General features: G+C 61.9%; 22 protein-coding genes. 14 read left to right on the top strand and 8 right to left on the bottom strand.

Going from position 1 to position 21,973, the window contains the following annotated elements:
* Window positions 1–135 precede the first annotated feature (135 nt).
* Window positions 136–1,113 (top strand): DPP IV N-terminal domain-containing protein, encoded by a 978-nt coding sequence (locus tag JJ889_RS08345; RefSeq protein ID WP_291893680.1) that lies wholly within the window; start codon window positions 136–138, stop codon window positions 1,111–1,113.
* Window positions 1,114–1,262: 149 nt separating this feature from the next.
* Here JJ889_RS08345 and JJ889_RS08340 read toward each other — a convergent pair whose 3' ends face one another.
* Together JJ889_RS08340 and JJ889_RS08335 are read right to left on the bottom strand one after the other, a co-directional pair.
* Complete coding sequence (locus JJ889_RS08340; protein ID WP_291893677.1) at window positions 1,263–2,165, bottom strand: hypothetical protein; 903 nt, start codon at window positions 2,163–2,165, stop codon at window positions 1,263–1,265.
* A gap of 43 nt (window positions 2,166–2,208) precedes the next feature.
* Window positions 2,209–3,891, bottom strand: coding sequence for a cellulose biosynthesis cyclic di-GMP-binding regulatory protein BcsB (locus JJ889_RS08335; protein ID WP_291893674.1), 1,683 nt, complete (start codon window positions 3,889–3,891; stop codon window positions 2,209–2,211).
* Window positions 3,892–3,948: 57 nt separating this feature from the next.
* On the opposite strand from JJ889_RS08335, the gene JJ889_RS08330 reads away from it, so the two are divergent.
* The 5 genes from JJ889_RS08330 (at window position 3,949) to JJ889_RS08310 (ending at window position 9,911) form a co-directional block, all read left to right on the top strand.
* Complete coding sequence (locus JJ889_RS08330; protein WP_366940068.1) at window positions 3,949–4,284, top strand: DUF1491 family protein; 336 nt, start codon at window positions 3,949–3,951, stop codon at window positions 4,282–4,284.
* 52 nt (window positions 4,285–4,336) lie between these two features.
* Entirely contained in the window at window positions 4,337–4,750 is a 414-nt protein-coding gene (locus tag JJ889_RS08325; RefSeq protein ID WP_291893671.1) for a hypothetical protein, read from the top strand.
* A 41-nt stretch (window positions 4,751–4,791) separates the two neighbouring features.
* Window positions 4,792–6,396, top strand: coding sequence for a peptide chain release factor 3 (locus JJ889_RS08320; RefSeq protein WP_291893668.1), 1,605 nt, complete (start codon window positions 4,792–4,794; stop codon window positions 6,394–6,396).
* Window positions 6,396–7,562: a mechanosensitive ion channel family protein gene (locus JJ889_RS08315; protein WP_291893666.1), complete on the top strand. Its 1,167-nt coding sequence runs from the start codon at window positions 6,396–6,398 to the stop codon at window positions 7,560–7,562. The genes JJ889_RS08320 and JJ889_RS08315 overlap by 1 nt, the downstream gene beginning before the upstream one ends.
* A 306-nt stretch (window positions 7,563–7,868) precedes the next feature.
* A complete protein-coding gene (locus JJ889_RS08310; RefSeq protein ID WP_291893664.1) occupies window positions 7,869–9,911 on the top strand; it encodes a S9 family peptidase in 2,043 nt (680 codons plus the stop codon).
* Between the two features lie 282 nt (window positions 9,912–10,193).
* On the opposite strand, the gene JJ889_RS08305 is transcribed toward JJ889_RS08310, so the two are convergent.
* The gene (locus JJ889_RS08305) at window positions 10,194–11,276 is read right to left on the bottom strand and encodes a DUF2336 domain-containing protein (RefSeq protein ID WP_291893661.1); all 1,083 of its coding nucleotides are present in this window, start codon (window positions 11,274–11,276) and stop codon (window positions 10,194–10,196) included.
* Window positions 11,277–11,367: 91 nt separating this feature from the next.
* Window positions 11,368–11,748: a PAN domain-containing protein gene (locus JJ889_RS08300; protein ID WP_291893658.1), complete on the bottom strand. Its 381-nt coding sequence runs from the start codon at window positions 11,746–11,748 to the stop codon at window positions 11,368–11,370.
* A gap of 100 nt (window positions 11,749–11,848) precedes the next feature.
* Here JJ889_RS08300 and JJ889_RS08295 point away from each other — a divergent pair, with 100 nt between their 5' ends.
* Complete coding sequence (locus tag JJ889_RS08295; RefSeq protein WP_291893655.1) at window positions 11,849–12,724, top strand: ion transporter; 876 nt, start codon at window positions 11,849–11,851, stop codon at window positions 12,722–12,724.
* Here JJ889_RS08295 and JJ889_RS08290 read toward each other — a convergent pair.
* Complete coding sequence (locus JJ889_RS08290; protein ID WP_291893653.1) at window positions 12,652–14,631, bottom strand: transglycosylase domain-containing protein; 1,980 nt, start codon at window positions 14,629–14,631, stop codon at window positions 12,652–12,654. The two genes, JJ889_RS08295 and JJ889_RS08290, sit on opposite strands and share 73 nt — an antisense overlap.
* A 72-nt stretch (window positions 14,632–14,703) precedes the next feature.
* Between JJ889_RS08290 and JJ889_RS08285 the strand changes: the two genes are divergently transcribed.
* On the top strand, window positions 14,704–15,162 hold the full coding sequence (locus JJ889_RS08285; protein WP_291893650.1) for a YcgN family cysteine cluster protein: 459 nt from the start codon (window positions 14,704–14,706) through the stop codon (window positions 15,160–15,162).
* Window positions 15,163–15,180: 18 nt separating this feature from the next.
* Here JJ889_RS08285 and JJ889_RS08280 read toward each other — a convergent pair whose 3' ends face one another.
* Window positions 15,181–16,206, bottom strand: a complete 1,026-nt coding sequence (locus JJ889_RS08280) for a hypothetical protein (RefSeq protein WP_291893645.1) — start codon at window positions 16,204–16,206, stop codon at window positions 15,181–15,183.
* Between the two features lie 311 nt (window positions 16,207–16,517).
* On the opposite strand from JJ889_RS08280, the gene JJ889_RS08275 reads away from it, so the two are divergent.
* Window positions 16,518–16,859 (top strand): STAS domain-containing protein, encoded by a 342-nt coding sequence (locus JJ889_RS08275; protein WP_291893642.1) that lies wholly within the window; start codon window positions 16,518–16,520, stop codon window positions 16,857–16,859.
* A 226-nt stretch (window positions 16,860–17,085) separates the two neighbouring features.
* Here JJ889_RS08275 and JJ889_RS08270 read toward each other — a convergent pair whose 3' ends face one another.
* Window positions 17,086–17,340 (bottom strand): hypothetical protein, encoded by a 255-nt coding sequence (locus JJ889_RS08270; protein ID WP_291893640.1) that lies wholly within the window; start codon window positions 17,338–17,340, stop codon window positions 17,086–17,088.
* A 109-nt stretch (window positions 17,341–17,449) separates the two neighbouring features.
* Between JJ889_RS08270 and JJ889_RS08265 the strand changes: the two genes are divergently transcribed.
* Genes JJ889_RS08265 through JJ889_RS08245 form a run of 5 tightly spaced genes read left to right on the top strand, consistent with a single transcriptional unit; the run spans window position 17,450 to window position 21,627 of the window.
* Window positions 17,450–18,661 carry a terminase family protein gene (locus JJ889_RS08265; RefSeq protein WP_366940088.1) on the top strand — a complete coding sequence of 404 codons (1,212 nt, stop codon included), beginning with the start codon at window positions 17,450–17,452 and terminating at the stop codon, window positions 18,659–18,661.
* A gap of 26 nt (window positions 18,662–18,687) precedes the next feature.
* Entirely contained in the window at window positions 18,688–19,725 is a 1,038-nt protein-coding gene (locus tag JJ889_RS08260) for a phage portal protein (protein WP_291893634.1), read from the top strand.
* The gene (locus JJ889_RS08255; protein WP_291893632.1) at window positions 19,715–19,957 is read left to right on the top strand and encodes a hypothetical protein; all 243 of its coding nucleotides are present in this window, start codon (window positions 19,715–19,717) and stop codon (window positions 19,955–19,957) included. Before JJ889_RS08260 ends, JJ889_RS08255 begins: the two co-directional genes overlap by 11 nt.
* Window positions 19,957–20,394, top strand: a complete 438-nt coding sequence (locus JJ889_RS08250; protein WP_291893630.1) for an HK97 family phage prohead protease — start codon at window positions 19,957–19,959, stop codon at window positions 20,392–20,394. Before JJ889_RS08255 ends, JJ889_RS08250 begins: the two co-directional genes overlap by 1 nt.
* Window positions 20,395–20,412: 18 nt before the next feature.
* Window positions 20,413–21,627 (top strand): phage major capsid protein, encoded by a 1,215-nt coding sequence (locus JJ889_RS08245; RefSeq protein WP_291893627.1) that lies wholly within the window; start codon window positions 20,413–20,415, stop codon window positions 21,625–21,627.
* Here the strand turns inward: JJ889_RS08245 and JJ889_RS08240 are convergent.
* Window positions 21,624–21,962: a hypothetical protein gene (locus tag JJ889_RS08240; RefSeq protein WP_291893623.1), complete on the bottom strand. Its 339-nt coding sequence runs from the start codon at window positions 21,960–21,962 to the stop codon at window positions 21,624–21,626. The two genes, JJ889_RS08245 and JJ889_RS08240, sit on opposite strands and share 4 nt — an antisense overlap.
* Window positions 21,963–21,973 lie beyond the last annotated feature (11 nt).

Raw genomic sequence — 21,973 nt, 5'->3', positions numbered from 1 at the left:
GCAGCATGATGGAAGGATTACTCACCTCTCATCCGTGCTATCGCACCACTCATCACTTGCATTCTCGTCACCGACCGCGGTGCGGCTAGGCCTGTTGCTGCTTGATGCTCTGGGCGCCGATTGGGAGTTGTAAGGATGAAGATGTTTTTTGCCGCCGTTCTGGCGGGTGTGCTGGCAGCGCCGGCGTTTGGCCAGATCGGGGATGAGCCCTGGGACTGGAATCCGGATATATCGCCGGACGGGCGTTATGTGGTCTTTCACAGCGAACGCTCGCGCACGGATGATGACCTTTATCTGTGGGACATGGAAACGCGCACGCTGACCCAGCTGACGCAGACGCCGGACCAGCACGAGAAATTCCCGCGTTTCAGCCCGGACGGTCAGTGGATTGTCTACCAGGTCGGAAATGATGACGGTTCGGTCTGGTCGCTGCGCCGGGTGGCGCTGGATGGGTCCCACAACGCGGAAATCGTCACGCCGGGCAATCTGGCCATTAATCCGGATGTCTCCCCGAATGGTGAATGGATCACCTTTGCCGGTCAGGTGTCCGAGGACGCCACACGCAATGATATCTTCATGATGCGCCCGGACGGGTCCGACTTGACCAATCTGACGGGCGGGGCCGATGCGCTCGGCTATACCATCCTGCCGTCCTGGTCGGCGGATGGGGCGACGATTGCCTTTACCGGCGGTGATTTCGATGCGGATACGGCGGATATTTTCCTGGTTGATGTGGAGAGCCGTGAGGTCAGCCAGTTCATGGAGATCGAGACCTACAAGGAAATGGGTGTAACCTATTCCCCGGATGGCCGTTACATTGCGGCGTCAGTGGGTTTCCAGAATTATGATTTCTACCGGGTTGTGATCTTCGATCTCGAAGAGGGCGGGGCACGCCAGATCGAGAGCTCCTCGGAATACCATGCCCGCCCCGCCTGGAGCGCGGACAGCAACTCGCTTTACTACCAGGAAATCGTCCAGGGCGGAGCCCGCATCGCGCGCTACGACATCGCGGAAAACGAGGTCTACAATCTCGGCATCCCCGGCGGTTGGGAAGAAGAACTGATGCGCCGTGCCATGGCCGCCTATGGCGGCGGTCACGAAGGTGGTCACTGATTTTCCCTCGATGGGAAAGGTCCCTCAGTAGCCTTGGCGAAGGAGGGGGATAGGGTGCGGCCCAGGAGGGCCAGCTTTAGAGGCGCCTTCGGCACGCACCTGCATCGTCTTCTCCTGCGCTCACGCCCAGCGAGGACGAGGAGCGTCCGCTAGCCCGTGCGTCCGGATTCGTCCTGATTGAGATGTGCACGCGATCTGACAAACGCGATCGCGGCGCCCAGGTCTCCGACTTCGAAATAGTAGGATGTGATGCGTTCGCCGCGGCGGTTCATCAGGTCGATGCGAGCGGCTTCTCTGGGGTCGCGCTCGGCGATGCGTTCGGCGTCGGCGACGGAGAAGCGGAAGATCTGGCGGGCCCCGGCGGGATTGAGCTCCACAGCGGTTTCGGCATTGATCCGCCCGCGCGAAAAGACCAGCTGGCGGGCATAGTCCGGCGCACTCCAGCGTAGCCAGGGGGCTTCTGCCGGGGTGGGGAAAAGCCCACCCACTGTCGGGTCGTAAAGATCGGGTTCGCGCCGCATGTCGCGCAGGACCAGGACAGCAGAGGCGACGCCGGAGACCTCCGGCAGGTCGACGACAAATTCCAGCTCACCATTGACCAGGGCGAGGCCTGCAACGACGGGCGCTGCGTCCTGGCGCGCCAGCCATTCGGTCTGGGACAGTCCGATGGGGGCATTGGCCTCCCAGCTGAACTGGTCGGCCGGGAAACTCATCCGCATCAGGCGTTCAAAGCCGGCATATCCTTCATTCACACGCTGATAGATCAGCTGTGCGTGTTCGGACTGGCAGCCTTGCTGGGACGCGGCATCGTCCAGGCTGGCACGGTAATCATCCAGCTCGACAGCGTTTTCGCCGGCCCTGATCAGGGCGCCGCGAGCCTGCAGGTAAAAGACGGACAGCGCGTCGCGCTGGTCAGGCGTGAACAGTTCGCAAAGCTCGTCCATCGCCAGCGCATATCCGCGCTCGGCAAAGACCTCTTCGGCATTCTGGGCTGCTGCTTGTGTTGTCGTCACAGTCAGCCCGGCTGTTATCGCCAGGAGCGATTTACGCATACATAACCCCACTCATCCAAGCGAGGTTATATCAAAGGAGGTTTTACGACGCGTTTACGCTGCGACGACGATGCCACATGCCGCGCAGCAGCATGAAGAACGCCAGGCCAAACAGGATGAAGGCGGCGTCACGGGTGTGATCCAGCGCGAACTCCTGAACGCGTTCCTGCAGCGTTGGTGCAGAGATGGAATAGTCCAGCGGCGTGACACCGCGGGTGCTCCAGACAGCGGCACGGCCTTCCAGCGATGCCCACAGGGTGGAGCGGGCCAGGCTGCGACCGGCGGCCTCGAAAGAGGCTTCGGAGGGGGCTGTCAGCGTGCCGATCCAGCGACCGGCCTGGGCCCGGTCCTCGAACAGCGAGGCGACACCGATATTGGGCGCGTTCTCATTGCTGTCGGCAGCAGAATTGTCGTCGGCATAGGCCGCAGCCGCCAGGCGCATCATGCCGCGATCACCCTGGGAACGTGCCGCAGCACGAAGGGCGGCGCGCAGCTCGGCCGGAGCATTCTGGTCGATAGCGGCGAAATCCGTGCTGTTCGGTCCGATGACGAGCAGGTTGTGATCGCTGGGAACGACCTGTTGGCCGTCACCATACCAGGCATAGAGCCAGGCTTCGCCGCTGGTCAGCGCCGCGCGGGCGAGGACGGAGAGGGCGCCAAAACGGTCTTCCGCGCCATTGCCCACGATCTGGACAGCGGTGCGTGATCCCTGATCCGCCGCGAAGGGCAGGCCGGAGGTAGCAAAGGTACGCAGGTCCGCCTCGCGCGCCATGTTGCGGGCATCGCGAGCCTGGCGCATGCCCAGGCGGCTGGCGGAAATCGCGTCAGCGGCGAGGAAGTGCGTCTGATAGCCTTCAAAGGAGCGTGCTGCGAGCAGGCGGGCTGCTGCAGTGGTTTCCTCGGCGTTGCGACCGGTAATGATCAGTTCCGGGGTGCCGTCATTACGAAAGGCGATCTCCGGGCCGGCGGCGCCTTGCGGATTACGCAGGACGGCAAGATCCTCGTCCGGAAGTTCGGAGAATTCCGCGATATGCACGATCAGGTCGGAATTCTCGATATCATTGGTGAAGATCGGAACCGTGCCGGCACGCAGGGCAATACCTTGGGCAATGAGGCTTTCCGCCGTGGCGCGTTCGCTATTGTCTTCGGAGATCAGGGCAACCCGGCGCAGGGCCGCGTAATCGGACGCCAGGGTCTCTTCCAGCTCGTGCAGGGAGCCGATTCGCTCCTGACGCTCCAGCGACAGGCGCAGTTGCGACCGGGACGCGTCAACGATCCAGCCCGCCGTAGCCGTTTCGGTGCTGAACTCGATTTCCAGCGTATTCCCGCCCGGACGGACATCGCCGGAATACAGCGCAAAACGCGCTTCCATGGCACGCGCTTGCGGGCGGATGGTGATCGGGTCGCCGCCATTGACGGAGACGTGGATCAGACCGGTGGTGGTTTCGCTTGCCGGGCGAGCGGCGAGGCGCAGCCAGGCTTCGGTGGCTTGGGCGTTCGGCGGCAGCTCGAAGGCAATGCTCTGACGATTCTGGGAGGGTGAGAGGACGAAGGCGTCCATGCCGGACCGGAGGTCAGCCAGACTACGCTCTTCTGTATACACAGACTCTTGTAAAGCCAGTTCAGTCGCCAAAACCTCGGTTTCGGCTTCCGTCTCGACAGCCAGGCTTCCCCCAGCCATAACTGCCATCAAAGCAATAGCGGCGCACGCTACTCGTACCGACATGGAACGCTCCCTCACCCATTTACAGATTATTAAGCAATTGAGCTGCCATCAACGAAAATGATGCATCTAAGAGCAAATTTTTGGGTGGATGCCTTGATTAGAAGGGCTGAATCGGCGCTCGCGTCGGTTTATGTGATTCGCCGTGGAGACGAAGATGCTGGCGCGGTGCTCGTAAAGGTGGTGAAATCCCGGGACGTGTGCCAGCTCTATGTCCCGCAACGGGACGAAAACGGCGAACGAATCTGGGTGCGTCATTCGCGCGACGACTGTGAAGAGCGCGTGATCGACGAATACTGCCAGAGGCGCGTCAATTCGGACCCGGATTTATGGATCGTGGAGATCGAGGACCGCCAGGGCAGGCACTTCCTGACTGAGCCGGTCGAAGATATTTAACGAATCGCTGCCAGACTGCTTTCATCAAATTGCTCCTATTGGTGTCTTGGTGATGTTGTTTTTATTCAACGATGTCGTCTTCGATCTGGGTGATCTGAGCACTCTTCTCAGAGACGGCACGATTCCTCTTACGGTCTCGCAATTCGAGACCCTCACACCGGCCCACCTGACCCAATTGGTCAGGGAGGCGGTCTTTGTTGATCCGAATATTGCCCAAACCAAACCGGACCAGTGCCAGCATTTGTGCGCCCTGATCGCCTATCGGGCGCCGGGGGCGAATGCCCTGCTGGCCGTACGCCATGCGGGCGCCAATGGTCCGGAAGATGTCGGTTTGCGCTTTGCCAACGTTCCCATGACGACGATCGCCTATCTGTGGCGACGCCAGAATGAGGAGCATCTCACAGCGCACGAGATCAATTCGGAAGTCTGGGCCAATGTCACCGGGACCTTGCATAGCGCCCACTGATCAGGCTAACCGGGCGGCTGACATCTTGTGTGAGCCGATCCATGACAACTCCGACCCCTGACCAGCCCGAATGGGCGCGTCGCCGTTCCTACGCCATTGTCTCTCACCCGGACGCCGGCAAGACGACGCTGACCGAGAACCTGCTGTTGTCCGCAGGCGCCATCCGCCTGGCCGGCCAGGTGAGGGCGAGGGGCGAGAACCGCCGGACCCAGTCCGACTGGATGAAGATCGAGCAGGAGCGCGGGATCTCGGTCTCTGCCTCTGTGATGACCTATGAACACCGCACCTTGCTGTTCAACCTGCTCGATACGCCCGGTCACGAGGATTTCTCCGAGGACACCTATCGCACGCTCACCGCTGCCGACAGCGCCATCATGGTGCTCGATGCGGCCAAGGGCGTGGAGCCGCGGACACTGAAATTGGTCGAGGTCTGCCGCCTGCGCGATATCCCGATCGTCACCTTCATCAACAAGATGGACCGCGAGGCGCTGGACCCCGTCGAGCTGCTGGAAGACATCCAGGAGAAGCTGGCGCTGGACACGGCGCCGATGCAATGGCCGGTCGGCTCGGGCAATCGTTTCAAGGGCGTGATGGACCTCAAGACTGAAGGCTTCCACATCTATCAGCGCCCGGGCGAGGAGCGCTCTCCCGGTGAGCCCAGCGAAGTGGTCGACATCAATTCCAACATGATCGCGGAAGTTCTCTCCGAAGAGGAGCTGGACGAGGTCAAGGAAGGCGCCGAAGTCGCACGCGAGCTGTGCCCGCCCTTCAAGATGCAGAGCTTCCTGGAAGGCCATCTGACGCCGGTCTTCTTTGGCTCGGCCTTGCGCGGCTTTGGTGTGCACGAATTGCTGGACGGGCTGGCGGACAATATTCCAGGCCCCGCAGCCGTCGCGGCCGATATCAATGGCAAGCCGGGTGAGATGGAACCGGGCGGCAAGGAAGTCGCGGGCTTTGTCTTCAAGGTCCAGGCGAACATGGATCCGAACCACCGCGACCGCGTCGCCTTTGTGCGCCTGTGTTCGGGCAAGTTCAAACGCGGCATGAAACTCAAGACCGAGACGGGCAAACAGCTGACGGTGTCCTCGCCGACGCTATTTTTCGCCCAGGACCGCGAAATCGCCGACGAGGCCTTTGCCGGCGATGTGATGGGCGTGCCCAATCACGGCACCCTGCGGGTCGGTGACAGCCTGTCCGAGAGCGGCAAGATCCGTTTTTCCGGCATTCCCAATTTCGCCCCGGAAATCCTGCGCCGTGCCCGCCTGGCCGATCCGTTGAAGGCGAAACACCTGAAAAAGGCGCTGGAAAGCCTGGCCGAGGAGGGGGTGACCCAGCTCTTCCGCCCGATCATTGGGGGCGATTTCGTGGTGGGCGCCGTCGGTGCGCTGCAGATCGATGTGATGCGCGAACGCGTGGCCGCCGAATACGGGCTGGAAGTGACCTTCGAACCGGCACCTTATGAGACGGCGCGCTGGCTGACCGGCGATGATGCCAAGATCGAGGCGTTTGCGGACCGCCATAAATCTGCGATGGCCGAGGATATAAATGGCGATCCGGTCTTCCTGGCCAAGAGCGCCTGGGAAGTTTCCTATTCGGAGGAGAAATTCCCCGATCTCACCTTCCACCGTGCCAAGGAGCGCAGCTGATGCGGACGTCCTCGCAGTCTGAAGTCATGAGTGAGCTGGAACGGCTCTGGGCCATTACGGTCGAGGTCTGGAACACTTCTTTCCTGGGCGTGAGTGTCGGGCATGGCATTTCCGCTGTGCTGATCCTCTTTCTGGGCCTCAGCCTGCGGTCCGCAATTGCCAGCTGGATCGTCGCCTCCCTGCGGCGCCTGGCCGCCAAGAGCGAGACGCAGCTGGATGATGCGGTGGTCGACGCGCTGGCCGGACCGCTCAAACTTGTGCCGGTGATCATAGCGCTCTTCTTTGCGCTCAACACGCTGCAGGCGGGCTCGGCGGACAGTTCCTTCTTCATCGGCGATGGCGAGAACATCATCCGCACCCTGATCACGGTGGTGATCTTCTGGGCGCTGCACAATGCGGTCGATCCGGTTATGCACCTGTTCAAGGGGCTGCAGAACACGCTGACCCCGCTGATGCTGGACTGGATGAACAAGGCGCTGAAAATCGTCTTCATCATTGTCGGCGTGGCCGCCATCCTGGAGCTGTGGGGCATCTCTGTCGGTCCGATCATTGCCGGGCTGGGCCTGTTTGGTGTTGCGGTCGGTCTGGGCGCCCAGGATCTGTTCAAGAACCTGATCGCCGGCCTCCTGATCCTGACCGAGAAGCGTTTCCTGCCGGGGGACTGGATCAAGGTGGATGGTGTGGTCGAGGGCACTGTGGAGGAAGTTAATTTCCGCTCCACCCTGGTGCGCCGCTTCGACAAGGGGCCGGTCTATGTGCCCAATGCGAAACTGGCCGACAATGCCGTCATCAACTTCTCCCGCATGACGCACCGCCGGACCTACTGGATCATCGGTGTGCGTTACGATGCCACCGTCGAACAGCTGCAGCAGATCCGCGACCAGGTGCTGGACTATGTCCTCACCCATCCCGAATACGCCCACCCGCCGGAAGTCTCGACTTTCATGCGCGTGGACAAGTTCTCCGACAGCTCGATCGACTTCATGCTGTATTGCTTCACCAAGACCACGAACTGGGGTGAATGGCTGCGGCTCAAGGAAGATCTCGCTTTCAAGATCAAGGAAATCGTCGAAGCCGCCGGCACCGATTTTGCCTTCCCGTCGACCAGTGTCTACCTGGAACAGGGCGCAGAGGTATTCAATCCGCCCGGGGCAAAGCCGGAGTAGTTTATCGCGCTTTGAGGACGGACTTTCTGCTGGCCCTTCGGGTCGCACCCTATCCCCCTCCTTCGCTAAAGCTACGGAGGGACCTTTCCCGTCAAGGGAAAGGATGAAGCAAAGGCGGCGACACAGCCATCCTCGCCCTTGATGGGCGAGGGGGACCATTGCGCAGCAATGGTGGAGTGGGTGCGCACCGAAGGTGCCATTCAACACAACCACGCACCCGATTGGACACCCCCTCACACGCGAACTAGTCTCCCTTTGAATCCGCATGGCGTGAAACCGTGCGGGCAACACCTTGGGGAGGGCAATATGCGTAAGTTTCTGATGGCCGGTCTGGCCGCTGTGTGTCTGACGTCTCATCCTGTGGCGGCGCAGGAGGAGGGCGGAGTCGATACGCTCCAGCTCGAACAGTATCTGGAGTGGGAACAGGCCGGGTCGCCGCAGATTTCTCCGGACGGCAATACCATCATCTATACGCGCCGCCGGGTGGATCCGGTTAATGACGGTTTTACCAGCGAGCTGTGGATCATGGAGGCGGATGGCGACCGGCATCGTTTCCTGACCAATGGCGGTGGTGTGACCTGGTCACCGGACGGGCGGCGGATCGCCTTCATGCGCGGGGTTGATGGCAAGCCGCAGATCTTTACCCGCTGGATGGATGCCGAAGGCGCGGAAAGCCAGGTCAGTCATTCCGAGTACCGCATCAAGGCCATTGAATGGTCGCCGGACGGCCAGCGTATCGCTTTCCTCGGCGAGGTTCCGATGGGGCCGGCCATGTCGATCTCGCTGCCGGGACGCCCGAGCGGCGCCAACTGGACCGCTGACCCGATGGTCACCGATGACCTGAATTACCGCATCGACCGGCAGGGGCTGAAGACCGGTTACGACCATCTCTTTGTCATTCCCTCTGACGGCGGCTCCGAGCGCCAGCTGACCGAGGGGGAATGGGATGCGACCATGCGCATGTCCGGTGTCGGCTCGGGCAGTTTCGCCTGGACGCCTGACAGCCGCAGCATCGTCTTTGACGGCAATCGAGAGCCCTCGCCAACCGGTGACAGTCGCCGGTCTGATGTTCACATCATTGATGTGGCCAGCCGCGAGATCACCACGCTGACCTCTGGCACCGGTTTCTGGGGCAATCCGTCGGTTTCCCCCGACGGGCGACGTATCGTCTATTCCGGCTTTCCGGAAGACAATGTGAACTATCCCGCAACCCATCTGATGATGATGAATATCGACGGTTCCGGCGGCACGGCGATCCGCGAGGACCTGCCTGACGGAGCTGGCCAACCGATCTGGGCCGGCAATAGTCGCGGCGTCTACTACTCGATGAATTACCGTGGTTCCACTGAGCTCAACTTTACGGACACGGGTGGTGGTACTCGGGTGTTGACCGAGGGCATGCACCGGTTCGGCCTGTCATCCATGAGCCGCAATGGACGTGCTGCAGGAACGATCAGTTCCCCCGATGTGACCCGCAATGTCGGCCTGGTCGGCCGCAATGGCGAGATCGATATCCTGACGGATCTCAATGGCGATATTCTCGACGGGGTCACGCTGGGAGAGATCGAGGAGATCAATTACAGCTCGGCCGACGGGACGCCGGTCCAGGGCTGGGTGATCTATCCGCCGGATTATGATCCTTCACAGACCTATCCGATGGTAATGCATATCCATGGCGGACCGCACGCCATGTACGGGGTGAATTTCAACTTCCGTTTCCAGGAGTGGGCGGCGCGGGGCTATATCGTCCTGTTCACCAACCCTCGGGGGTCGACCGGCTATACGCCGGCGTTCGCCAATGCCATCGACAATGCCTATCCCGGAAGGGCTGATCTGGAAGACCTCCTGGGTGGTGTTGATCACCTGGTCGAGCGCGGACTGGTCGACGAGGAACGCCTCTATGTCACCGGCTGTTCCGGCGGCGGTGTCCTGACCACCTGGCTGGTGGCCCATACCGACCGTTTCGCGGCTGCGGCGTCCCTGTGCACGGTGTCCAACTGGATCAGCTTTACCGGACAGGCCGATATCGGGGCATGGAGTTTTGATCGTTTCCGCCCGAACTATTGGGAAGATCCGACCGAGTGGCTGGAACACTCACCCGTCATGCACGCGCATCGCATCACGACCCCGACGCTCTACATGACCGGCGCCGAGGATTTGCGTACCCCGCTGGCCCAGGCCGAGGAAGTCTATGCCAACCTCGTCCGCCGCGGTGTTCCGTCCATGCTGATTTCGATGAACCGGGAATATCACGGCACGTCCAGCGTGCCCTCCAACATGCTGCGGACCCAGCTTTACCTGCAGGAATGGTTCGATCGCTATCCGGGCGATGAGGAGGCGGAAGAGTAGTCGTTTTCCTCTGAGTTTTTGTCATCCCGGCCCATCATTGCGTCGGGATGACATTGATCTGGGCGCCGTTTTGTCCCTCCTTTCCCTTGATGGGAAAGGTCCCTCCGAAGCTTTAGCGAAGGAGGGGGATAGGGTGCGGCCCGACAGGGCCGATAACAGACTCTTGATTGCGCCTTTGGCGCGCACCCACTCCGTCTCCGCCTGCGCTAAAGCTTCGGCGGATCCACCTCGCCCATCAAGGGCGAGGATAAGCGCAATATTGCTTGTCGGAGTGCCTTGGCCCTAAGCCGCCACGTCCCGGCGCATGCGCCAGAAGCGCATGGCGCGTTCGCTGTCTTCCAGGGTGATCTTGTCGTAGAGGCGGCCGAGTTCCTTGGCGTCGTTGAAGGCTTCGGCATTGGCGGCGCTTCGCAGCACAGCCAGGGTCACAAACAGCGCCTTGTCGAAACCGGCAGCCTTGCAGATCAGGGCCAGCGGGTCGATGCAGTCCTGTTCGATGGCCCGGCGGGCCGCCACCAGGTCGACGCCGGTCATCTCGGAAAACCCGACATGGAAACGCATGAATTCGCGCTCGCGCAAAAGCCGGGCGAGCAGGCTTCCGTTCAGCTGGCGGCGGACCTGTTGCGAGCGGATGTATTTGCGCGCTTCCTCGATCTCCCGATCTTCTTCAAGACGCGCAGCGAGGCGCTGGCGAGACGCTTCCATGGCCTGTTCCAGCACTGACGGGTCAACCTCGTCAAAGCGTTCAACAATGCGATCGCGCAGGCGATTTTCCACCGTCAGCATCAGATCGGCAAGGATATCGTTTGGTGTATCGGAGCGCTCGACCAGGGGTTCCTGCAGAACCGCCGAATTTTCAGCACGTTCCGAGACGGCCTCGAAGGTCTGGTGCGAAATCTTGGCGCCTTCATTGCGCACCAGGGTCGCCACCGTGTGATCGTCGCCGCGGCGGACAATCGTGTCGGAAATCCGCTCGGAAACCGTCTCCCGCTGGGAGATGGCTTTCAGGTGGGTCTGTTCCCCGGTCTCGGCGATGGAGAGCAGGTCCTTTTCCTCCAGCACGGTCGACTTGGCCAGGATGGGGGCGGCGACCTCGATGGCATCCTGGGCCAGTTTCAACACCAGGCCTTTCGGCGCCAGCGGGGAATCGGAGAAACGCTCGGACAATTCCGCCCGCGCTTCCTGGGCCGTCTGTTCGGCCAGGGCCGAGAGGACATCGTCAAACTGTTTGGAAACTTCGGTGTCGCGGCCGGGTGGTTCGTCAAAGAACAGATCGGTCACTTCCCGCAGCAGGGTGCGTCGTCGTTCCGACGATTTCTCCCGGGCGAGATCGACCAGATTGTTCAACTTGCTGACGACCGCCATTGGTCACTCCTCGACACCAGTCCTTGGCACTCTCCCACAGACCCGTAAAAAAACCGTACGGGCGATCGTTCAAATTGCGCACAATCGCTGTTCAGCGCTGCGGGCCGTCATCAACCGCACGCAGGGCCTCGATCTCGCGCTCTGTTAGCGGGCGTTCATAGGCCGCCTCGATACGTTCACGCAGAACCTGGCTGAGACCGGTCACGCGGCCCGGCGCCAGGCGCGGTGTCGGAGGGGAGGACAGAAGGGCGCACTGGGCGTTGTCGCCATACAGGCCCGGACGGGCCCAGACCCAGGACTGGCAGGCCATGTCGCCATCACACAGGGCGGCGCAGCGGTCGGCGGACCGGGTGCCAATATCCAGTCGTTCGTAGATCGATCCTGTACGCTCATAGCCCTCCATCACATCCTGCGCTGCAAGCGGCGCGGAAATCTGTGTGAAAACAAGAAAAAGCGTCAGGAAAATCCTCATTTGCCGCATTCTTGTCCCAGTGCGCTAATAATTCCTTCAAATCACCGTTGAATTTGTACAATTCCGGCGATAGGGGATGGCGCGCAAGCGAGGGGCAGACATGCAGCGCACTCAGGACAGTTTTACCAATCGGCTGATCGCGTTTATCGAAAGCGCGGGCTTCAGGAATTTCATTCTCGGACTGATCGTCCTGAATGCGATCACGCTGGGGCTGGAGACTTACCCCTATGAGGGGCTCTGGTTCACCACGGTTCTGCCGATCGTTGATCGCATCGTGGTCTCGGTGTTTGTGTTCGAGATCTTTCTCAAGCTGATTGCCTATCGCCATCGCTTCTTCATGTCGGGCTGGAACTGGTTCGACCTGATCGTGATCGGTGTTTCCATCATGCCGGATGCCGGCGGTTTTGCGGTCCTGCGGTCGCTGCGCATCCTGCGGGCCTTCCGCCTGTTCTCGGTGATGCCGGAAATGCGCAAGGTCGTGGAAGCCCTGTTGCGGGCGATCCCGGGCATGAGCTCGGTCATCGCCGTGCTGGCGCTGATCTTCTATGTCTCCTCGGTCATGGCGGCGAAGCTCTTTGCCGAAAGCAATCCGGAATTGTTCGGAACGCTGGGCGAAAGCGCGATCACCCTGTTCCAGGTGATGACGCTGGAAGGCTGGGCGACCGAGGTTCAGAACCCGGTGCGTGAACACCATCCCTGGGCCTGGTCGTTTTTCCTGATTTTCATCGTCCTGACCAGTTTCGCCGTCCTCAACCTGTTCATCGCCATTATCGTGGACAGCCTGCAGGCCAAGCATTTCGACGATGAGGATGCGCGCGACGAGGAAGCCCAGGCTGACCGGGCTGAACTGCATCGCGAGATCTCGGAATTGCGGGCGGAAATCCGCCAGCTGGGCGGCATGCTTCAGCGCTCGTTGGACGCGTCCTCGGAGGAGGGTTCCAGCAACGCCTCGAAAGCCCCTGACAGCTCGGAATAGAAGGCCGCCAGGCGCTCTTCCCGTTCCGAGCGTGTACGCGGTGCAGAAGCGCTGAGATCGCGTGGCGGAAGGTTCGCGTGCACATCCGTCATGAAGGCCTGCCAGATCTGGGCCGGCAGGCCGCCACCGGTGACATTCTGCATCGGGCTGTCGTCATCATTGCCGACCCAGACACCGGCCGTGTAATCCTCGGTGAAACCGATAAACCAGGCATCGCGGAAGGACTGGCTGGTGCCGGTCTTGCCGCCCACGGAACGGTCCGGCAGGGCCGCGCGGCGGCCGGTCCCGGTCAGCACCACATCCTGCAACATGGTCGACATGTGCTGGGCGACATCGCGGGTGACGACCTGTTCGCCTTCAAGCTCGGTGTGTTCGTACAAGACGTCGCCGCGGGAATTGGAGATCGAGGTCACGAAGTACGGATCGAAGCGCTGGCCATTGCGCGGGAACACGGAATAGGCCGCGGTCAGTTCCAGCAGATTGGCTTCTGCTGCACCCAGCGCGATCGAGGGCAGGGCGGGCAGGTTGGAGCGGATGCCCAGGCGATGGCCGACCTCAACGATACGCTCGATTCCCAGCTCGTCGCCGATCTGGGCGGCGACCGTGTTGATGGAGCGTTTGAGCGCTTCCTGCAGGGTGACCAGGCCGCGATAGTTTCCGGAGAAATTCTGTGGCGTCCAGCCTTCCAGATCGACCGGTTCGTCCCACACTGCGGTGGAGGGGGCATATCCCGCTTCCAGCGCGGCGATAAAGACGATGGGCTTGAAGGCCGAGCCCGGCTGGCGCTGGGCCTGGAGGGCGCGGTTGAACTGGCTGTCCAGATAGTCGCGGCCACCATGAAAGGCGCGGATCGCCCCGTCCTGGGCAAGCAATACGATGGCCGCCTCGCTGGCGCCCTGACCTGAACCATCATTGCCCAGCACGCCGTCTGCAGCCCGGTGGGCCGCCAGGGTCAGGTCCGGATCAATGGTCGTGCGGATGACCAGGTCGGGAATGTTTTCCGGCCCCAGCAGGCGTTCCGCTTCCACCACGGCATAGTCAAACACATGGCCCCAGGTCACACCGGCCTGCGGGTCGATATCGGGCTCGACCGGAACCGCCGGATTGGCGATCGCGTCATCATGCGCCGCCTGGTCGATAAAACCGGCATCCAGCATGGCGTCGAGGACTGTTGCTGCGCGGGCCTGGGCAGCTTCCAGATTGACGGTCGGGTCGAGCCGCGAGGGCGCTTTGGGCAGGGCGGCCAGCAGGGCGGCTTCTTGCAGGGTAAGCTCGGTCGCGGACTTGCCGAAATAGCGCTGGCTGGCAGCTTCGACGCCAAAGGCACGGGCGCCGAGATAGATGCGGTTGAGATAAAGCTCCAGGATCTCGGTCTTGGTGAGATTGCGCTCCAGCGCCATCGCCAGGCGGATCTCCTGCAGCTTGCGGCGCAGGCGACGTTCCGGTGACAGGATCAGGTTCTTCACCAGCTGCATGGTGATGGTCGAGCCGCCCTGAACGCTGCGCCCGGCCTGGAAATTCCGCCACAGGGCGCGCATCACGCCGCGACGGTCGACCCCGTCATGTTCGTAAAAGCGCTGGTCCTCGATGGCGAGGAAGGCCTGGGGCACATGTTCAGGCAGGGTGTCCAGGCCCACAGCCCGCGCATAGAGCGGTCCGCGCACGGCGAGCACGTCACCGTTCATGTCCTGCAGGGTGACAGACGGCTCCCGCCGGGTGATCCACAATTCGGAGGCCGAGGCCGGTGCATCAGGCAGGTCATGGAAGGCCCAGTGCCAGAGCCCGCCGGAGAAAAGGACGCCGAACAGCAGCACAAATGCCGTCACCCCGCCTGCGATCAGGCGGTTGCGGCGCTCGCGGCGCTGCCTTTCCATCATGTGATCCGCGCGAAACGGCTCCATGATCATGTTATACGTCCCCACATATTTCGTGTGTGTGACCTAAGGCCCCGAGAAAAGGGCCAAATTCAGGCGATATCCATGTCCTTGCCTTTCTGGAAGATGAAAACTCTATCAGAGATGACCCGTGATGAATGGGAATCTCTTTGTGATGGCTGCGGAAAATGCTGTCTGATCAAGCTGGAAGACGAGGATACGGGCCTGCGTCTGGAAACCGATGTCAGCTGCAAATTGTTCAACCCGACGACCTGCCGCTGCAAGCAGTACGAGCTGCGCAAGACCGTGGTCCCCGATTGCGTTGTGCTGACCCCGACCAGCGTGCACGAATTGCCCTGGATCCCGAAGACCTGTGCCTATCGCCTGCTGGCCGAGGGCAAGGATCTTTACGACTGGCATCCGCTGGTCACCGGCGATCCGGACAGCACGCACAAGGCCGGCATGTCGGTTATCAACCAGGTGCGCTCGGAGGAGAGTTTCTCCGGCGAGATCGAGTGGGACAAACACATCGTGGAATGGCCCGGCGAAGGCGATGAGGACTAGGCGCCGGCGCGCCCGGGCTCAGTCTTCCGCGGGTCCACCGCATTGCGGCGGGTAATTGGCCAGTTCACCGGTTTCAAGGGCGTGAGCAGCCATCTGTTCCAGGGTAATGGCCGGCAGATCGGTGGTGAAGCTTTCACCACCCATTTCGCCCCGCCCGGTCAGGAAGTTCACATCACAGCGCGGGATAACCGTCACCGGATATCCGACCTGCATCGCCTCGCGGGTCAGACCGGCCACGCGGAATGCACCATCGCGATAGGCGATCGTCGCTGTCATCGGAGCGTGGTTGACAGGCCCGAACGAATGCCACCAGCTCACCTGGATCGAGCCGTGCGACGTCAGCGCCATCTCGTGCCCAGACCCGATGAACATGGGTGAATAGCGTTGGGGATCATTCCTGCTCGTCTCAATTGTCAGGCTTGCCGCAAAGCTTCCACCGTCCAGCGTGACACGGTCATCACTGCCGTCTCCGTCGAAACCGCCTGACAGCACGACATCGTCCTGCACGAATTCGCGGCACGCCGCGCTGACGAGATCTCCTGAAGCGGTCGATGGGCTCCATCGCCTCGGTTCGATATCTGCGCTGACTTCAACGCCGTTGCGAACGCCTTCGCCGGTCCGCAGGTCGAAGTCGCACTCGCCCCGGTTGGACGGGTTATTGCCATCACGCCAGCTTGTCGTGCGATGGACGATATAGAAGGCGTCACCGCGATACTCGAGCGTATCAGCATTGGCCCAGTTTCCGCGGCTGGCGACATTGCTGCTGTAGTGATAGCGGATCAGCCCGTCTTCGCTCGTCTCAATGCCAAGCCCGCTGCCACTCGATCGGTGGTCTGAATGGATTTCGACAAGGCCGGCGGATGAAAGCTCTGCCGTGATCCGGACCCAGCCCTCATCGTCCATAGTCAGCCGGACGATATCCTGCGTACCGTCATTATCGAAATCCCCGACGATTTCCTCACGAATCTCAACTTCAGGCAGATCGCTCAGCTGGTTAGCCGACGACATGGCGTGCGCGGCCAGCAGAACCCAAAACGCCAACATGAATTTCCCCCATCCCAGTCGCTATCATCCAGAGGCATCGGGCGGATGCAAGCGAGTTGTTCTCGCGAAACGAAAGGTCTGGCCGAGGGATGCTCAGTATAGTTGGTGCAATGCTTGTTGCTGCTATCGGCGAACAAAGAGCATACTTATATTATACTATATCGGTGCACCGAATTTTAACTAAACAAGCTGGATATTGTATAAAATTGGAGACAAATGGGATATTTCTCCGTCTCCAGTTCACGAGCGTGAGACAGATATCGCCTTTGGGGGGCGGATCTTGCGGCGCCAGTGCAGGGTAAGACACGGGCATGTCGACAAATACAGCGAAGACGACCGAGCTGCGCCAGACGACGCGGCGTGACGGAGATGCCTTGGTGATCGAACTGGAAGGTCAGCTGGCCTTCAAGGAGCACCAGAGCTTCAAATCCCTCATCGAGATGATCGAGAAAAGCGATGCCGAACGTGTGCGTCTCGATCTGAAAAAGCTCGGCCGCGCCGATGTCACCACGCTGGGCCTGTTGATGGTCCTGCACGATACCGTTGTGAACAAGGGCATGGAGCTCCAGTTCGTCAACGCGTCCCGCGCCATGGCCGAGATTTCCAAACTCTCCCTCACCGGCCGCAAGCTGGACCTGGGCTCTGCTGCCTGAGGATAGTGCGGGGCCAATCCCGTTGCGACACGGGGGCAGGTCACTGAGAATGTGACGTTTTTCAATTTCATCTGCGAAACAATCCCGGGCATGCAGCCGCGGGGTATAAATCGCTATGCCCAGAAAAACCGACAGACGCTTCCGCGACAATGCGGACTGGTTCCCCTTTTTCCGCAAATACCAGGGCGGTGCCTCGCTTGAGGCCGTGGCCCGGGAGGCTGGCCGTTCAAAGAACTGGACGGCCCGCTGCATGCGCCGCCTGGCCGCCCTGGACGAGGATCAATGGCGCGCCCTGCGTGAAGTGGCCCTGCAGCGCCTGGTGGCGCGGGCAGATGCCGAACTCATGCTGGGATCGCCCGCCGAAGCTGCGCGCCTGGCTGCCGGCATTACCGCCATGGCCAAGGCCATCGAGGCTGAACAACAAAGTCGAGAGACGATGAGTGACAACACCCAAGACGATACAACAGATCCTGGAGACCATCAGGCCCTGCGCCGTGAAGTTCGGCGAAAATATATTGAGCGTGCCCTGGTCTTCCGCCGAGCTGCTCGCCTTGAAAAGGGAAGAGGATGCGACCCGGTCCGCCCGCCGCATGCTGGAGCTGGGCTGGAGCCCGCACGAGAACCAGATCCCCCCGGGCGGGGCGTGGCACACCTGGCTGTTCCTGGGCGGCCGCGGAGCGGGCAAGACCCGGGCGGGGGCTGAATGGGTCCGCGGCCGCATTCTCGAGGGTGCACGCCGGGTGGCGCTGGTGGGGCCGACCTTCTCTGATGTGCGCGAAGTGATGATCGAAGGGGTCTCCGGCCTGCGTTCCATCGGCCCGCCCGATGAGAGGCCGGTTTACGAGAGCAGCCGCCATCGCCTGGTCTGGCCCAATGGCGCAGAGGCCTTTGCCTTTTCCGCCACAGACCCGGACGGGTTGCGTGGGCCGCAATTCGAGCTCGCCTGGATCGACGAATTTGCGGCCTGGCCGGATCCACAGATGGCGCTGGATACGCTGCGCATGGGGGTGCGTCTGGGCAGTGATCCGCGCATCGTCATCACCACGACACCGCGGCCCATCGCGGCGCTGAAGGCCCTGTTGAAACAGTCCGGTGTGCGCGTGACGCATCAGCCGACCTCGGCCAATGCCGATCATCTCGCGCCGGGGTTTGTGACGGCCATGCAGGCCGCTTACGGCGGCAGTGTTCTGGGGCGCCAGGAACTGGAAGGCTTGCTGATCGATGATCCGCCCGGAGCGCTGTGGAAACGCAGCGAGGTGGAAGCGGCCTTCGTCGCTCCGCCGCCGGATCTTGATCGCCTGATCGTGGCCGTCGACCCGCCGGTGACCTCGCATGCCCGCTCCGACGAGTGCGGCATCGTCGTGGCCGGCGCTGTGGGCGAGGGGCATGCGCGGCGGGCCTTTGTGCTGGCGGATGAGAGTTTCGGTCCTGCAGCGCCTGCAGACTGGGCCGAGCGCGTGGTGGCGGCCTGGCACGCGCACCAGGCCGATGCCGTGGTTGCCGAGAGCAATCAGGGTGGTGAGATGGTGTCCGAAATCATAGCCACGATTGACCCGAACGTTCCCGTCAGGCGCGTGCACGCCACCCGGGGCAAGCGGACCCGGGCCGAGCCGGTTGCTGCGCTCTACAGCGCGGGACGGGTTTTTCATGCCGGGCGGTTCAGCGCCCTGGAAGACCAGATGTGTGCCTTTGGCGCGCCGGGCAGCACGGCGTCCAGCCCCGACCGGGTGGATGCGCTGGTCTGGGCGATCAGTGCCTTATTGCTGGCCAGTCCGGCCATGCCGCGCCTGCGGCGTCTCTAGACATTTCAATTTCAAGGGAGGGGCTTATGCCCGGATGGATCGACCGCCTGCTGGGGCGGGAGAGCAAGAGTGGTGTGCCGCGCGCACTGTATGAACTGGCCCGCAATACGGCCGTGAACCGCATCGTGCGCGATGTGCAGGGCCTGGTGCGGACCGGTTATGAGCGGAATGCCATCGTGCATCGCTGTGTACGCCTCATTGCCGAGGCCGCCGCCAGCCGGACCCTCGCGTCGCCCGGGCCTGCCGCGCAATTGCTGGCTGGCCCCAATCCAGACCAGTCCGGTCCGGAATTCTGGGAGAGTTTTTACGGCCATCTCATCCTGGCTGGAAACGCCTATGTCGAACTGTCCACGCTGGAGGGGCGTCCGCGCGAAATGTATGTGCTGCGCCCCGACCGGGTGCGGGCAGTGCCGGGCGTGCGCGGCTGGCCGCAGCTCTATGAATACCGCGCCGGGGAACACAAGCGTGTCTTCGAGCGCGATCCCGTGACCCAGCGCAGCGCGTTGTTTCACATGCGGCTCTTTTCGCCGGCGGATGACGCCTATGGCTATTCCCCGCTGCAGGCAGCAGCGGCGGCGCTGGACCTGCACAATGCGGGCGGACGCTGGGCCAAGTCTCTCTTGGACAATGCCGCGCGCCCCTCCGGTGCGCTGGTGGTCGACAATGCCGATGGCCGGTTGAGTGTGGAACAGTATGAGCGGCTCAAGTCCGAGCTGGGCGAGACCCATTCCGGCCCCGAGAATGCAGGCCGTCCCATGTTGCTGGAAGGCGGGCTGGACTGGAAACCCATGTCGCTGACGCCGGCGGATATGGATTTTGTCCAGGCCCGGCGCGAGGCGGCGCGCGAGATCGCCCTGGCCCTGGGTGTGCCACCGCTTCTGCTTGGACTTCCTGGCGATAATACGTATGCGAACTATGTCGAGGCGAACCAGGCCTTCTGGAGCCAGACCATCGACCCGCTGGTCGACAAGACAGCCGCTGCGCTGACCGTCTGGCTGCGTCCCTGGCTGGGCAGGGCCACACAGGTCACGGCCGCTCACCGCGGAGGTGGCGATGACGGATAATCCACGCTGGCACCTGCAACGCCAGATCACGCTGGGCGTACTGATCGCCATCCTGGTGCAGACTTCCGGCGCCCTGATCTGGGCCGGGCGTGTGGGCGAACGTCTCAATCACCTTGAACGCGCCAGCGTGCGCGCCTCGCCCTTTGCCGAGCGACTGGCCGGGGTTGAAACCGAGATGCGCCTGGTCCGCCAGAGCCTCAATCGTATCGAACAGCGCATGGAGGATGATTGATGTCGTCTCTGGCAATTGAAGGCTATGCCAGCCTGTTCAACCTGGAAGATCTGAGCGGCGATATCGTCCTGCCAGGCGCCTTTGCTGACGGGCTAGCTGGCGGGCGTACAGCCGGGCGCAACGTCCCCATGCTCTACCAGCACGAGCCAACCGAGCCGGTCGGACGCTGGCAGATCATACGCCAGGACAGGAAAGGGCTGTGGGTCGAGGGCGAGATCGTGGATGCCAGCGAACAGTCCCGCTCCGTGCAGGCGCTTGTCCGGCGCGGTGCGCTCAATGGCCTGTCCATCGGATTTCGCACCCGTTCCTCCCGTCCGCGCCCGTCGCGCGGGCGTTTTCTCGAGGCGATCGAGCTCTGGGAAGTCTCGATCGTCACCTTTCCGATGCTGCCCCAGGCCCGGCTTTCCCTGGCCGCCAGCGACCGCCGGGCTGCTTGAACCCCACAGGAATTCTCCATGACCAAGGAAGTGAAAATGACCCCTGTCTCCACCGAAACCCGTGCCGCCCTGGCCGAGGTGATGACCGCCTTCGAGGCGTTCAAGTCCGCCAATGACCAGCGTCTCGGCGAGATCGAGAAACGCGCCAGCGCCGATATCCTGCTCGAGGACAAGGTCTCGCGCATCGATGCGGCGCTGGACCAGCAGAAAACCGCGCTGGATCGTCTGCTTCTGGACCAGCAACGCCCGGCGGTCAGTGGCACCGACAAGCTCAACAATCCCGGCTGGCAGCGCTATGTGCGCCAGGGCGATGTGGCGGCCTTTCAGGAGGCCAAATCGCTTAATGCCGGTACGGCGGGTGAGGGCGGATATGTTGTGCCGCAGGAGACCGAGGCCCTGATCGACCGCCAGCTGGCCGAGGCTTCGCCGCTGCGCGCCATCGCCAGCGTACGGTCTTCCTCTGCCGCGGTCTTCCGCAAGCCGGTCTCGCGAGGCGGGGCTGCATCGGGCTGGGTCACCGAGACGGCCGCCCGCCCGGAAACCACTTCACCGGATCTCGACCTGCTCGATTTTCCGGCCGCCGAGCTCTACGCCATGCCCGCCGCGACCCAGCAATTGCTGGATGATGCCATGGTCGATATCGACCAATGGCTGGCGGATGAGATCCGCGATGTCTTTGCCGCCCAGGAAAGCGCTGCCTTCATCTCCGGTGACGGGGTCAACAAACCGCGCGGTTTCCTCAGCTATACATGCAATGTCGAGGGGGGGCAGGCCTGGGGTGAGCTGGGTTATGTGGCGACGGGGGTGGAGGGCGGTTTCGCCGCCACCGATCCCGGCGATGCGCTGATCGATCTCATCTATGCGCCGAAGAATGCCTATCGGGCCAGCGGGCGTTTCCTGATGAACCGCCGCACGGTCTCCGCCGTGCGCCGCTTCAAGGACGCGGATGGCAATTATCTCTGGCAGCCCGGTCTCAGCGAGGCCGGCACGTCCACCCTCCTGGGCTATCCGGTCAGCGAGGCGGAAGACATGCCCGATATCGCTGCCAATGCGAGTGCGATTGCTTTTGGAGATTTCCGCAAGGGCTATCTGATCATCGACCGCCAGGGTGTGGAAGTGCTGCGCGATCCGTTCAGCGCAAAACCCTATGTGCTGTTCTACACGACCAAACGCGTGGCCGGTGGCGTGCAGGATTTTGACGCCATCAAACTGCTCAAATTCAGCGCGGCCTAGTCTTTTCCAAGCTCGTCGCGGAGGCGATCGGCGAGGGCATTTTCTGCTTCATCGCTGATCGCATCGCCGTTCGAGAGTTTTGTCGTTTCTTCAACGGACTTAAGCCCGTAGCCGAGATGACGGATGAAGTTCTCAAGCGGTCTGAGGGCGAAAAACGCCCCGATCAGGCCCAAAACGCTCCAAATCGCCCAGAAAACTTCCGGTTCTGATTCAGCAAATTCGGCTATCGCGCTGAACAGGCTCAGAAATCCATAGCCGCTCGCAAGGGTGACCAATGCACAAATGCCGATCGCCAGTGTCCAGGCGATGAGGGCGTTGATGGCATTGTTCGTCATTCCCAACCCCG

It is taken from the genome of Maricaulis sp., from assembly GCF_017643475.1.
GTDB lineage: Bacteria > Pseudomonadota > Alphaproteobacteria > Caulobacterales > Maricaulaceae > Maricaulis.
This window is presented reverse-complemented; position numbering and strand designations above follow the sequence as displayed.

Excerpts from the sequence above, each read along its gene's own strand:
- JJ889_RS08275 (WP_291893642.1), top strand. The coding sequence starts at position 16,518 with ATGTCGACAAATACAGCGAAGACGACCGAGCTGCGCCAGACGACGCGG.
- JJ889_RS08315 (WP_291893666.1), top strand. The coding sequence starts at position 6,396 with ATGCGGACGTCCTCGCAGTCTGAAGTCATGAGTGAGCTGGAACGGCTC.
- JJ889_RS08285 (WP_291893650.1), top strand. The coding sequence starts at position 14,704 with ATGTCCTTGCCTTTCTGGAAGATGAAAACTCTATCAGAGATGACCCGT.
- JJ889_RS08255 (WP_291893632.1), top strand. The coding sequence starts at position 19,715 with ATGACGGATAATCCACGCTGGCACCTGCAACGCCAGATCACGCTGGGC.
- JJ889_RS08245 (WP_291893627.1), top strand. The coding sequence starts at position 20,413 with ATGACCAAGGAAGTGAAAATGACCCCTGTCTCCACCGAAACCCGTGCC.
- JJ889_RS08290 (WP_291893653.1), bottom strand. The coding sequence starts at position 14,631 with ATGATCATGGAGCCGTTTCGCGCGGATCACATGATGGAAAGGCAGCGC.
- JJ889_RS08270 (WP_291893640.1), bottom strand. The coding sequence starts at position 17,340 with ATGGTCTCCAGGATCTGTTGTATCGTCTTGGGTGTTGTCACTCATCGT.
- JJ889_RS08330 (WP_366940068.1), top strand. The coding sequence starts at position 3,949 with ATGATGCATCTAAGAGCAAATTTTTGGGTGGATGCCTTGATTAGAAGG.
- JJ889_RS08325 (WP_291893671.1), top strand. The coding sequence starts at position 4,337 with ATGTTGTTTTTATTCAACGATGTCGTCTTCGATCTGGGTGATCTGAGC.
- JJ889_RS08295 (WP_291893655.1), top strand. The coding sequence starts at position 11,849 with ATGCAGCGCACTCAGGACAGTTTTACCAATCGGCTGATCGCGTTTATC.
- JJ889_RS08340 (WP_291893677.1), bottom strand. The coding sequence starts at position 2,165 with ATGCGTAAATCGCTCCTGGCGATAACAGCCGGGCTGACTGTGACGACA.
- JJ889_RS08240 (WP_291893623.1), bottom strand. The coding sequence starts at position 21,962 with ATGACGAACAATGCCATCAACGCCCTCATCGCCTGGACACTGGCGATC.
- JJ889_RS08335 (WP_291893674.1), bottom strand. The coding sequence starts at position 3,891 with ATGTCGGTACGAGTAGCGTGCGCCGCTATTGCTTTGATGGCAGTTATG.
- JJ889_RS08320 (WP_291893668.1), top strand. The coding sequence starts at position 4,792 with ATGACAACTCCGACCCCTGACCAGCCCGAATGGGCGCGTCGCCGTTCC.
- JJ889_RS08345 (WP_291893680.1), top strand. The coding sequence starts at position 136 with ATGAAGATGTTTTTTGCCGCCGTTCTGGCGGGTGTGCTGGCAGCGCCG.
- JJ889_RS08310 (WP_291893664.1), top strand. The coding sequence starts at position 7,869 with ATGCGTAAGTTTCTGATGGCCGGTCTGGCCGCTGTGTGTCTGACGTCT.
- JJ889_RS08260 (WP_291893634.1), top strand. The coding sequence starts at position 18,688 with ATGCCCGGATGGATCGACCGCCTGCTGGGGCGGGAGAGCAAGAGTGGT.
- JJ889_RS08300 (WP_291893658.1), bottom strand. The coding sequence starts at position 11,748 with ATGAGGATTTTCCTGACGCTTTTTCTTGTTTTCACACAGATTTCCGCG.
- JJ889_RS08280 (WP_291893645.1), bottom strand. The coding sequence starts at position 16,206 with ATGTTGGCGTTTTGGGTTCTGCTGGCCGCGCACGCCATGTCGTCGGCT.
- JJ889_RS08265 (WP_366940088.1), top strand. The coding sequence starts at position 17,450 with ATGCTGGAGCTGGGCTGGAGCCCGCACGAGAACCAGATCCCCCCGGGC.
- JJ889_RS08250 (WP_291893630.1), top strand. The coding sequence starts at position 19,957 with ATGTCGTCTCTGGCAATTGAAGGCTATGCCAGCCTGTTCAACCTGGAA.
- JJ889_RS08305 (WP_291893661.1), bottom strand. The coding sequence starts at position 11,276 with ATGGCGGTCGTCAGCAAGTTGAACAATCTGGTCGATCTCGCCCGGGAG.